Origin of the sequence: Mesorhizobium sp. B2-3-5 (assembly GCF_006442395.1) — a bacterium.
GTDB lineage: Bacteria > Pseudomonadota > Alphaproteobacteria > Rhizobiales > Rhizobiaceae > Mesorhizobium.
On the sequence record NZ_VFVX01000039.1, the window covers coordinates 25,307 to 36,652 of the forward strand.

At 64.3% G+C, this 11,346-nt stretch carries 12 protein-coding genes and 1 tRNA gene; 3 read left to right on the plus strand and 10 right to left on the minus strand.

Translation table 11 applies throughout. The features are described from left to right. Positions 1-85: 85 nt before the first annotated feature. Together rlmH and rsfS are read right to left on the minus strand one after the other, a co-directional pair. A complete protein-coding gene (gene rlmH / locus FJ958_RS27630; protein ID WP_140748118.1) occupies positions 86-568 on the minus strand; it encodes a 23S rRNA (pseudouridine(1915)-N(3))-methyltransferase RlmH in 483 nt (160 codons plus the stop codon). Between the two features lie 74 nt (positions 569-642). Then, positions 643-1,020: a ribosome silencing factor gene (rsfS, locus tag FJ958_RS27635; RefSeq protein ID WP_135902362.1), complete on the minus strand. Its 378-nt coding sequence runs from the start codon at positions 1,018-1,020 to the stop codon at positions 643-645. 242 nt (positions 1,021-1,262) lie between these two features. Between rsfS and FJ958_RS27640 the strand changes: the two genes are divergently transcribed. Next, positions 1,263-2,114, plus strand: a complete 852-nt coding sequence (locus tag FJ958_RS27640; RefSeq protein WP_140748121.1) for a mechanosensitive ion channel domain-containing protein — start codon at positions 1,263-1,265, stop codon at positions 2,112-2,114. 39 nt (positions 2,115-2,153) lie between these two features. Here FJ958_RS27640 and FJ958_RS27645 read toward each other — a convergent pair whose 3' ends face one another. The 5 genes from FJ958_RS27645 to obgE all read right to left on the minus strand — a co-directional run bounded on the left by FJ958_RS27645 (position 2,154) and on the right by obgE (position 7,929). Continuing rightward, on the minus strand, positions 2,154-3,449 hold the full coding sequence (locus tag FJ958_RS27645) for an MFS transporter (RefSeq protein WP_140748124.1): 1,296 nt from the start codon (positions 3,447-3,449) through the stop codon (positions 2,154-2,156). Positions 3,450-3,548: 99 nt separating this feature from the next. Then, positions 3,549-4,181: a nicotinate-nucleotide adenylyltransferase gene (locus FJ958_RS27650; RefSeq protein WP_246679796.1), complete on the minus strand. Its 633-nt coding sequence runs from the start codon at positions 4,179-4,181 to the stop codon at positions 3,549-3,551. Between the two features lie 285 nt (positions 4,182-4,466). Then, entirely contained in the window at positions 4,467-5,753 is a 1,287-nt protein-coding gene (locus tag FJ958_RS27655; RefSeq protein WP_140748130.1) for a glutamate-5-semialdehyde dehydrogenase, read from the minus strand. A gap of 3 nt (positions 5,754-5,756) precedes the next feature. Beyond that, the gene (gene proB, locus FJ958_RS27660) at positions 5,757-6,893 is read right to left on the minus strand and encodes a glutamate 5-kinase (RefSeq protein WP_140748133.1); all 1,137 of its coding nucleotides are present in this window, start codon (positions 6,891-6,893) and stop codon (positions 5,757-5,759) included. A gap of 4 nt (positions 6,894-6,897) precedes the next feature. Further along, positions 6,898-7,929 carry a GTPase ObgE gene (gene obgE, locus FJ958_RS27665; RefSeq protein ID WP_140748136.1) on the minus strand — a complete coding sequence of 344 codons (1,032 nt, stop codon included), beginning with the start codon at positions 7,927-7,929 and terminating at the stop codon, positions 6,898-6,900. A gap of 131 nt (positions 7,930-8,060) precedes the next feature. Between obgE and FJ958_RS27670 the strand changes: the two genes are divergently transcribed. Further along, positions 8,061-8,930 (plus strand): endonuclease/exonuclease/phosphatase family protein, encoded by an 870-nt coding sequence (locus tag FJ958_RS27670; protein ID WP_140748139.1) that lies wholly within the window; start codon positions 8,061-8,063, stop codon positions 8,928-8,930. Positions 8,931-9,099: 169 nt separating this feature from the next. Here the strand turns inward: FJ958_RS27670 and FJ958_RS27675 are convergent, their stop codons facing one another. The 3 genes from FJ958_RS27675 to rplU all read right to left on the minus strand — a co-directional run bounded on the left by FJ958_RS27675 (position 9,100) and on the right by rplU (position 10,775). Further along, positions 9,100-9,687 carry a GNAT family protein gene (locus FJ958_RS27675; RefSeq protein ID WP_140748142.1) on the minus strand — a complete coding sequence of 196 codons (588 nt, stop codon included), beginning with the start codon at positions 9,685-9,687 and terminating at the stop codon, positions 9,100-9,102. A 120-nt stretch (positions 9,688-9,807) separates the two neighbouring features. Further along, a complete protein-coding gene (gene rpmA / locus FJ958_RS27680) occupies positions 9,808-10,077 on the minus strand; it encodes a 50S ribosomal protein L27 (protein ID WP_140613041.1) in 270 nt (89 codons plus the stop codon). 98 nt (positions 10,078-10,175) lie between these two features. Beyond that, positions 10,176-10,775 carry a 50S ribosomal protein L21 gene (rplU, locus tag FJ958_RS27685; RefSeq protein ID WP_140748145.1) on the minus strand — a complete coding sequence of 200 codons (600 nt, stop codon included), beginning with the start codon at positions 10,773-10,775 and terminating at the stop codon, positions 10,176-10,178. Positions 10,776-11,169: 394 nt separating this feature from the next. Between rplU and FJ958_RS27690 the strand changes: the two genes are divergently transcribed. After that, a tRNA-Ser gene (locus FJ958_RS27690) sits at positions 11,170-11,259 on the plus strand. Positions 11,260-11,346 lie beyond the last annotated feature (87 nt).

Here is an 11,346-nt window from a genome sequence, read left to right on the forward strand (position 1 = left end):
ACCAACGGCATGTACCAGGAAAGTCCGTCCCCCACCGCGTTTCTTGCGCGGCATTGGGGCGGAATTCGGTGCGACCTCGAAGCTTTCAGGATCTGTGATAGGGGTGGCCCGACAGGATCGTCGCCACCCTGTAGAGTTGCTCGCCCAGCATCACGCGCACCAGCTGATGCGGCCAGGTGAGCGCACCGAACGACAGCACCAGCTCGGCCTGGTCACGCAGCGATGGATCGTGGCCGTCGGCGCCGCCTATGGCGAGCACCAGCGCCTTGCGCCCGCCATCGCGCAACTGTCCGATGCGATTGGCGAAATCCTGCGAGGATAGGCTCTTGCCGCGCTCATCGAGCAGGATCAGCGCCGTGCCCGGCTGCAGTTGCGCCTGCAGCCTCGAGCCCTCGTCACGCTGGCGCTCGCCAGCGCTCTGCGCCCGGCTCTCCGCGATCTCGGTGATGCCGGCGAATTCGAGCCCCACCGCCGGGCCGCTCTTGGCGAATCGCTCGAAATAGCGCTCGGCCAACTCCCGCTCGGGGCCGGCTTTCATTCGGCCCACGGCATGGACTGAAATCTTCATCTCGCCTCTATAAGCCGCCGATGCATGTCACCCAAAGGTTTTAGGGCACTGACATGCATCAAAACACAATCGGCTTAGTGGAGTGTCTCTTCCTCGAGATCCGGCGCCTGCCACATCTTTTCGAGATTGTAGAATTCGCGGACTTCGGGGCGGAAGACATGGACGATGATGTCGCCTGAATCGATCAGGACCCAGTCGGCGCCTGACAGCCCCTCGACGCGCGCCGTGCCGAGACCGGCATCCTTCAGCGCCTTGAGGAGATGGTCGGCGACAGCCGAGACATGACGGTGCGATCGGCCCGACGCGACGACCATATAGTCGCCGAGGCTCGATTTTCCCTGAATGTCGATTGAGACGATGTTTTCGGCCTTGGAGTCTTCCAGACTGGCAAGGACTGTCTTGATGGCGCGGGACACGGCGTCGTTTACGCTGATCCCGGCCGGCGAAGGCACGATATCGGCCTTCTTCCGCAGTGCTGTTCTCAGTGTATTTCCTTTCGCAGCAAGAACAACCAAATCACCCCTGAAAGCAGGTGACACCACTTAGATAGGCAGAGTTCCGTTGCAGTTTCAAGACGCAGCTCTGACTCACGCGAACTCGTCGATTGCCGGGTTGTTCCATGCGGCAGGAAAAAAGATCGGAACCGAGGCGTCCCGCCGCGGTTATCGGCTGACCGACCAACCGGAATCCCGCCATGCCGATCGATCCGCAAAACACGCTCCTCACCGTCCAGGCGGGCCTCGCGCAGCTCAGCACGCTGATCGTCTCCTATTCCCTCTCGGCCATCGGCGCCATCATCCTTCTCGTGGTCGGCTACATCGTCGCCGGTCTCGCGGAGCGTTCGATCTTTGCCGGCCTCGGCCACATCCATGGTTTCGACCAGACATTGCGGCATTTCTTTTCGAAGATCGTCCGCTACGCCATCCTGATTCTCGTCGTCATCATGGTGCTCGGCCAGTTCGGCGTGCAGACCGCCTCGATCATCGCCGCGATCGGCGCCATCGGTCTCGCCATCGGGCTGGCGCTGCAAGGCACATTGCAGAACATCGCCGCCGGCATCATGCTTCTGGCGCTGCGGCCGTTCCGCATCGGCGAATCCGTCGAGGTCGGTTCCATCGCCGGTTCGATCGAGGAAATCGGCCTCTTTGCGACGAAGCTCAGGACCGCCGACGGCGTCTACATCCTGGCGCCCAACTCGACATTGTGGAACCAGCCGGTGCGCAATTTTTCGCGCAACGGCGTGCGCCGCACCGACATCACGCTCAGCATCGGTTCGTGGAACGACATCGACGGCGCGCAGAAGACCTTGCTTGCCATTGCCGGTGCCGAGAAGCGCATCCGTCGCGAACCGGCGCCGATCGCCTTCGTGGCCAGCCTCGGCGACACCACCGTTTCGCTCACCTTGCGCTACTGGACCTCGGCGGCCGACTACTTCTCCACGAATATCGACATGACCAAACGCGCCAAGCAGGCTTTCGACAGCGAGGGCATCTCTATTCCGCTGCCGCCGCCGGAAGCGCCATCCCCCGAGGCTCGCAGGCAGTAAGGCAAATCCGGTCCGGAATTGCGAAAGAAAAATGCCCCGTCAGTTCCGGGCCCGGCCTGTCGGCTCTCCCGGCGCGAAGGCGAGTTCCACCGGCAAGGGTGCCTGTGCCGACATCGGCGAGAAACTGCCCGTGGCGGCTGCCGGCACCGGCCGGGCCGCGACCACCCGCCACAGCACGAACAGGCAAAACGCCGAGGCGATGACGATGCCGACATAGATGAAAGTCTCGGTGCCGAAAACCGCGGAAAGCGCCGTGACGATGCCCGGCACCACGAAGCCGGCCAGCGACCAGGCAAACAGCATCGAACTCGAAAGGGCGAGCAGCTCATCCTTCTTTGCGCGGTCGGCGGCATGCGCGCTGGAGAGCGCATAGATCGATTCCGCCGCGCCGTCCCAGATCAGATAGATCACCACCAGCCCCATCAGCGCACCGCCGTCGAAGACGACAGCAAGCACACTGGCGACAACCGCGAGCGCGGCGGCGCCGGCAAGCACGTAGCGCCGGTCGGTACGGTCGGAAATCCAGCCGAGCGGAATCTGCAGGATCAGCGTGCCGACCGGCATTGCCGACAGCAGCAGCGCGACATCGGCCTGGCTGTAGCCCTTGGCGGTGGCGTGGATGGGCGCGAAGCCCGAGATGATCATCGACAAGCCGCCGACCGCCAGCATGCCGGCCACTCCGACCGGCGAAATCCGCCATGCTTGCCGCAGCGCGACCGAAGCCGCCTGCGGCGCCGGCGGCTGGGCAAGCCGCGTCATGCCGACGGGCAGGATCGACAGGGCGGTGAAGGTGATGCCGATCAGCGACGCGGCCGCCGTGTGAATGTCGATGACGGCAAGCGTCGCATAGCCCACGCCCAGCCCGGCAATGTAGGCGACATAGAACACCGCCATCACCCGGCCGCGTATGGCATTGGGCAGCGCGTCGTTGAGCCAGCTCTGGGCGACGATGAACAGGCCGCATATGGCAAAGCCGTAGAGGGCGCGCGCCGCGATCCATAACAGCGGATGCGGCCCGGCGCCGATCGCGGCGTTGGACAGCGCGATCAGCGCCGAGAGCACCATGAAGGCGCGGGCATGGCCGACCCTGCGCACCAGTGGCCCGGTCAGGATGCAGCCGGCAAGACCGCCGGCCGACAGGCCGGTGACGATCAGCCCGGCCCAGATCGGGTCGAAACCCTCCACCCCGAGCCGGACCGGAATATAGGCGAACATCAGCCCATTGCCGATGGCGATCAGCGCCATCGACACGATGACGCTGGCAATCGCGATCAGCGGCGCCGGTGCGGCGGCTTCGGGATCGGCTCCAGGTCGCGTATTGCTGTGAATTGCCATGGCCGGCCAACATCGCCGATCGATCAGGCGGGCGCCGCCTTAAAAACGACATCGCCGGACAGCCGGAACGCTGTCCGTCCGTTGTACGACGGGGAGGCTCTAATCCTTGGCCATTTTCCTGATCGCGCTTGACGACAGCGACGAGCGCGGACCGTGGATGAAGGTCCAGGCCGGCGCCTTCATGCGGGCGAGCAGTGGTGCGTCGCCCTCGTCGATGCGCGCATAGTCGAAGGTTTTCGCAACGACCGACGACAGGAACGACAGCGTGGCGCCCGGACGATCGATGACTGCGATCGGGAAGGTGAGCACAATCTCGCGCCAGCGCTGCCAATGATGGAAGTCGCGCAAACTGTCCGCCCCCATGATCCACACGAACTCGACGCCCGGGTTGCGTGCCTTGACCAGCGCCAGCGTGTCGGCCGTGTAGCGCACATGATGCGCGGCCTCGAAGGCAGTGACCTTGATCTTGGGGTTCTTGGCGATCTTTTCGGAAAGTTCGATGCGCTCGGCGAACGGGGCGAGCTCGCGCGCGCTCTTCAGCGGATTGCCGGGCGTCACCATCCACCACAGCTGATCGAGCGCGAGCCGCCGCAGCGCGATCTCGGCAACCAAGGCATGCCCGGCATGCGGCGGGTTAAACGAGCCGCCGAACAGGCCGACGGCCAGGCCCTTTTCGGCATGCGGCATACGGAGACAGCGGGAGGGGACAGGTTGCTCAGGCTGAGAAAGCATGGTGCTAGGCACCCCCCTCTGTCCTGCCGGACATCTCCCCCGCAAGGGGGGAGATTGGCAGCTCCGTTGCCCGTGCAAATCTCGCGACGTTGGTGGTTGGCACAATCGGAAATGACAGCCGATCTCCCCCCTTGCGGGGGGTGAGGCGTGGTCCGCGGAGCGGACAAAAAGCCAATTGCTTGGCTTTCCGAACGACGAACGCCCGGAGCGGCAGCGCGGGGCCGGGTCCGGCAGGACAGAGGGGGGTGCCTGGGCGCAAGCTTCAGGCCCTTTGGGCGAAAAACGTCACGGCCTCACCTGTCCCGACCCGCGCACGCGGTATTTGAAAGACGTCAGTTGCTCGACCCCGACCGGCCCGCGCGCGTGCATCTTGCCGGTGGCGATGCCGATCTCGGCGCCCATGCCGAACTCGCCGCCATCGGCGAACTGCGTCGAGGCATTGTGCAGCAGGATCGCCGAATCGATCTCGTTGAAGAAGCGCTCAACCGCCTTCGCGTCCTCGGCGACGATCGCCTCGGTATGATGCGAGGAGAAGGTCTCGATATGGTCGATCGCGCCATTGATGCCGTCAACCAGCTTCACCGCGATGATGGCGTCGAGATATTCGGTCACCCAGTCGGCATCGGTCGCCGGCTTGGCGTCGAAAAACACTTTCAGCACTTCGGCATCGGCATGGATCTCGCACCCCGCCGCGCGGAGCGCGTCAAGGATCGGCACCAGATGGGTGGACGCCACCGCACGGTCGACCAGCAGCGTCTCGGCCGCGCCGCAGACGCCAGTGCGCCGCATCTTGGCGTTGACGGCGATCTTCACCGCCATGTCGAGATCGGCGGAGCGGTCGATGTAGAGATGGCAGATGCCTTCGAGATGGGCGAAGACCGGCACCCGCGCCTCGTTCTGCACGCGTCCGACGAGGCTTTTGCCGCCGCGCGGGATGATCACGTCGAGCGTGCCGCCAAGTCCCTTCAGCATCTCGCCGACAGCGGCGCGGTCGGTGGTCGGCACCAGCTGGATCGCCTCCTGCGGCAGGTTGGCGGCCTTCAGCCCCTCGACCAGGCAGGCATGGATGGCGGCCGACGAATTGAGCGAATCCGAGCCGCCGCGCAGGATCACCGGATTGCCGGCCTTGAGGCAGAGCGCGCCGGCATCCGCCGTGACATTGGGCCGGCTCTCGTAGATGACGCCGATGACGCCGAGCGGCGTGCGCACACGCTCGATATGCAGGCCGTTCGGCCGCTCCCACGCAGCGATCACGTCGCCGACCGGATCGCTGAGTTCAGCGATCTCGCGTATGCCGTCGGCCATGGCGCGGATACGCGCCGGATTGAGTTTCAGCCGATCCATGAAGGATACTGAGAGCCCCGATTCCTCGCCATTCGAGATGTCGATGGCGTTGGCGTCGAGAATCTCCTGTTCGCGTGCGATGATCGCCTGCGCCATTGCGGCAAGCGCGGCATTCTTGGCGGCGGTCGAAGCGATGGCCAGCGGTCGGGCGGCAGCGCGGGCGCGGCGGCCGATATCGGCCATCAGCGCCACGGTGTCGTCCCCGGATTTTTCATGCAGCTTCAGCATGGCTCATCCTCTGTCTATGTCGCCTCCAGCGTGACTCACCACAAGGTCGTCGCGGTGGATCATCGCCGAACGCGCCTCATAGCCGAGCACGGTTTCGATCTCGGTCGTCTTCAGGCCAGCGATCCTTACGGCATCGGCGGCATCGTATGCAACCAGGCCGCGCGCGATCTCGCGCCCCTCGGGCGACAGGATCGCCACCGTATCGCCACGCGAAAAATTGCCGCTGACCAGTTTGACACCGGCCGGCAGCAGCGACTTGCCCGACTTGAGCGCGCCGACGGCGCCGTCATCGACCGTCAGCCGCCCTGCCGGTTCGAGCTGCCCGGCGATCCAGGTCTTGTAGCCCTTGACCGGATTGGCGCTCGGTTTGAAGAAGGTCGCACGCTCGCCGCGCTCGATCGCCATCAGTGGCGACAGCCGCGTGCCCGACGTGATGATCATCGCCGTGCCGGCGGCGTTGGCGATCTTGCCGGCATCGAGCTTGGTGCGCATGCCGCCGCGCGACAGCTCGGACGCGGCGGCTCCCGCCATCGCCTCGATGTCAGGCGTGATGCGGTCGACCACCGCAATGAATTCGGCATCGGGGTCGCGCGCCGGCGGCGCCGTGTAGAGCCCGTCGATGTCCGACAGCAGCACCAAGAGGTCGGCGCCCATCATCGTCGCCACCCGTGCCGCCAGCCGGTCATTGTCGCCGTAGCGGATTTCGGAGGTAGCTACCGTGTCGTTCTCGTTGATGACCGGCACCGCCTTCATCTTGAGCAGCGTCGAGATCGTCGCGCGCGCATTGAGGTAGCGGCGGCGCTCCTCCGTATCGCCGAGCGTCAGGAGGATCTGGCCCGATCTCAGGCCGCCCTTGCCGAGCGCGTCCGACCAGGCGCCGGCGAGTGCGATCTGGCCGACGGCGGCCGCCGCCTGGCTCTCCTCGAGTTTCAGCGCGCGCTTGCCGAGACCGAGGATGGTGCGGCCGAGCGCGATGGCGCCGGAGGACACGACGAGGATTTCAGCCCCACCCTGAGCGAGCACGGCGATATCGTCGGCAAGAGAATCCAGCCAATCGCGCTTCAGCCCGCTCGCGCGATCGACGAGCAGCGCGGAGCCGATCTTGACGGTGATGCGCCGGTATCTCTTCAGCGACTGCATGGCCCTACTTTTCCCAGCGCGTCTCGACCGGGGCGGCGATCTGCGCCCGCGCTTCCTCGATCACCGCCATCAGCGCGCGCAGCACCGCCTCGACACCTTCACCGGTGACAGCGGACAAGAGCATCGGCGCACGCCCGGCGGCCCGCTTCAACGAGGCCAGCTTTTTCTTGCGCTCGTCAGCATCCAGTATGTCGACCTGGCTCAGCGCCAGGATCTCGACCTTGTCGGTCAGGCCGTGGCCATAGGCTTCGAGTTCGGCGCGCACCGTCTTGTAGGCCTTGCCCGGATTTTCCTCCTGCGCCGAAACAAGGTGCAGCAGCACGCGCGTGCGCTCGACATGGCCGAGAAACCGGTCGCCGATGCCGACGCCCTCATGCGCGCCTTCGATCAGCCCCGGTATGTCGGCGATGACGAATTCGCGAGCATCGACGCGGGCGACCCCGAGGCCGGGATGCAGCGTGGTGAACGGATAATCGGCGATCTTCGGCTTGGCCGCGGTGACCGCCGCCAGGAAAGTCGACTTGCCGGCATTGGGCAGCCCGACCAGTCCGGCATCGGCGATCAGCTTCAGCCTGAGCCAGATGTTGAGCTCCTCGCCCGGCAGGCCAGGGTTGGCGCGGCGCGGCGCCTGGTTGGTCGAGGTCTTGAAATGCTGGTTGCCGAAGCCGCCATTGCCGCCCTTGGCGAGCAGGAAGCGCTGGCCGACCACGGTCAGGTCGCAGATCAGCGTCTCATTGTCTTCCTCGAATACCTGGGTTCCGGCCGGCACCTTCAGCGTGACATCGGCGCCCTTGGCGCCGGTCATGTTACGGCCCATGCCGTGGACACCGGTCTTGGCCTTGAAATGCTGCTGGTAGCGGTAGTCGATCAGCGTGTTCAGCCCGTCGACCGCTTCCAGCCAGACATCGCCGCCGCGGCCGCCGTCGCCGCCGTCCGGCCCGCCGAACTCGATGAATTTCTCGCGGCGGAACGATACGGAACCCGCGCCCCCGTCACCGGAGCGGATATAGACCTTGGCTTGATCGAGAAATTTCATCGGAGTGCAGTTTCTTTATTGGCCTTGCGGCATTGCTCTAAACCCTGGGCCTTGCTCTAAACCAAGGCGCGGCGAAGGGCGAGGCCGTTTTATGACAATGGCCGCGTGGGGTTGGCTGGAGAGATTGCAGGATGAGGCTTGTAACCTACAACATCCAATACGGCATCGGTCTTGATGGACGCTACGATATTAGGCGCATCGCCGATGCCGTGCGCGGCGCCGATGTGATAGCGCTGCAGGAGGTCACCCGCAACAATCCGAGGAATGGCGGCCGCGACATGGTCGCCGAGATCGGCGAGGCGCTGCCCGACTATTTCGCCGTCTACGGGAGCAATTTCGAGGCCAATATCGGCTCGCGTATCGAGAACGGTCGCGCCACCACCACGACTTTCCAGCTCGGCAATATGGTGCTGTCGAAAACGCCCATTCATCTGTCGCGCAACCTGCTTTTGCCGCGCAGCCGCAGCTTCGAGATGATGAACTTCCAGCGCGGCGCGCTGGAAGCGCTGATCGAGACGCCGCTCGGTTTCATCCGCTTCTATTCCATCCATCTCGATCATCGCAGCCCGGTCGAGCGCGCCAGCCAGATCCAGTTCCTGCGCCAGCGCCTGTTGAACTATGCGCTCGAAGGCGGGGCGCTGTCCGGCGTCGCCGAGATCGGCCTGCCTGAATTGCCGCACCCCGAAGCCTTTGTCGCCATGGGTGATTTCAACATGCTGGCCGGATCACCCGAATATGTCGAACTCGCCGGCCGGCCGGACCACGAATTCGGCATGCCGCTGACCGCGGACTTCGCCGTCGATGCCGCCCTGCGCCTCAACGTCGACGCCGATGACCTCGTCAGCTGGGTCGACCCCAAGGACCCCACCAACGCCAGCCGTCACAAACGCATCGACTACGTCTTCACCAGCGCGTCGCTTGCCCGATTGCTGAAGCGCCTGTGGGTCGACCGGCAAGCGGCCGGTTCCGACCACCGGCCGGTATGGGCCGAACTGGGCTGACGCCAAGTTGGTTCGGGATAAGGCGCCGAGGCGTGTCGAGATACAGGTCAGGCCGAGCCGAGAATGCTGGCTTCCGGGAACCGGAGCGGAGCGTACTTAAAGTACGTGAGCACCGGAAGCGCAGGAAGCCACCATTCGCAGGCCGGCCTCACCTGGATATCGGCACGCATCAAAAGTGGACCCAGTTCCTGAGGCTGGTCCAGGTTTTGCGATCGAGCCTGTAGCGCTCCACCGGCACCTGGCCGGCAACGATGGAGTTCAGCATGCCCTGGCCGGCATACTGGAAACCGCATTTGTGGATCACCCGGCGCGAGGCCGGATTGATGACCCGCGTCGAGGCATGCAGCACCTGGATGGAGGTCTTCTGGAAGGCGAGGTCGACCAGCGCGTGCGCGGCTTCCGTCGCATAGCCGCGCTTCCAGTAAGGCTCGCCGATCCAGTAACCGAGCTCCAGCCCGCGATCGGTGGCGTTCAAGCCCGCGCAGCCGACAAAGGTATCGGTGCCGGCGAGCGTCAGCGCATGGGCGATGCCGGCGCGGCGTGACCTCGTCATGGCCAGGAAGGCGCGCGCCTCGGCCTCGCCATAGGGATGCGGCATGCGCGCCAGCATTTGGGCAACGTGATGGTTGTCGGCAAGGTCGACCAGTTGCGGAATATCCCGTTCATCGGGAGCCCGCATCACCAGCCGCTCGGTGGCCAGCATCGGGCAGTCTATCGCATAAGCTTCGCCGTCGACGTCTTCCGCTTCGGCAACCATTTTAAAAATCCTCCAGGCACAAGAAAAAGGGGAGATGGAACCCATCTCCCCTGATCCTTTTCCTGGCTTTGCCAGACACCGGTTCCCGAGATGGGCGCCGGTGTTCTAGTGCGGAACCGGCTACTCCGCGGCTTTGGTAATCGGGTTGACCGATACGTAGGTTCGGCCGTTGGCTTTTTTGTTGAACATCACGGCGCCGGCTTCGAGCGCGAAAAGGGTGTGGTCCGTGCCCATGCCGACATTGACGCCCGCATGCCAGGTGGTGCCGCGTTGACGAATAATGATGTTGCCCGGGATGACGGCTTCGCCGCCGAACTTCTTCACGCCCAGACGCTTGGAATGCGAGTCGCGACCGTTGCGCGACGAGCCGCCAGCTTTCTTGTGTGCCATCTAACTAACTCCGTTGCGCCGCAAGGCGCCTAAAAGGCCTTATGAACGCGTTCGCGTTCCGTTTCAAGTCCGATCCGGCTGATGTTTGGCCGGAAAAATTACTTCTTCGCCAGTTCCTTGGCCTGTTCGCGCCAGTCCTTGATCTGGTCGGCGCTGAACGGCATGTGCTCGTCGATCTTGGCGACATCCTTGTCGGACAGCTTGGCCAGCTGCGCGAAGGTGATGATGCCCTGCTCGGCGAGATCCTTGGCGGCGACCGGGCCGATGCCCTTGATCACGGTCAGGTCGTCCGGCTCGCCCTTCGGCGCCTTGAACAGCGGCGCTGCCGCGGCCTCGGCGGCCTTGGCTTCCGTCTTGGCGGTGGCCTTCTTGGCCGGCTTGGCGCCGCCCAGCAGGATCTCGGAGATCCGCACGGTGGTCAAAAGCTGGCGGTGGCCGATCTTGCGGCGCGAATTCTGGCGGCGGCGCTTCTTGAAGGCGATGACCGTGCGGTTCTTGCCCTGCTCGACGACTTCGGCGGTGACCAGGGCGCCATCGACGAACGGCGCGCCGAACGTGACATTCTCGCCCTCGCCATGCGCGAGCACGTGACCGATCTCGACGATATCGCCGACATTGGCTTCGACTTTTTCGATCTTCAGGAGATCGTTGGCGGCGACGCGATACTGCTTGCCGCCCGTTTTGATGACTGCGAACATTTTTTGCCTTTCGCTGTTCGGTCGGCCTCGATGAACCGCGTCTGGCGGTTCGGCCGTCTTTTTGTCAGTCTGCGGGTTCAAAAAACAAGCGGCGCGGAAGAACCCTCCACGCCGATTGCGCGCCGTCCCTAACCGAAGGTTGCGTGGGAGTCAAGGCAAACAGCCATTGCCAAGGCAAACAGCGATAACCGAAACTCGACGCCTACGCCTACGGCGCCGTGGAGACATGGCGATAACGGCCAAGGCAGCCTGTGCCGCGCAGGCCAATGAGCGGCGGACGCCTCTACAATGCCCTGCTTGTCCGGCAAGCCAAATATCGGTGGATTTGGCCTTGTAACCTGCCCGTTCAGCCGTTATCTAGTGCGCCGCGCCGGCAACGGCCGACCATGACCGCGGAGAGGTGGCAGAGTGGTCGAATGCACCGCACTCGAAATGCGGCATGGGTGCAAGCCCATCGGGGGTTCGAATCCCTCCCTCTCCGCCATCCCGCCGATTGTACGGCCCGGAGACATGGGTGACAGAGCGTACCTAAGACATGGGTGACAATCTCGTGCCGAACGGATTGTCGATG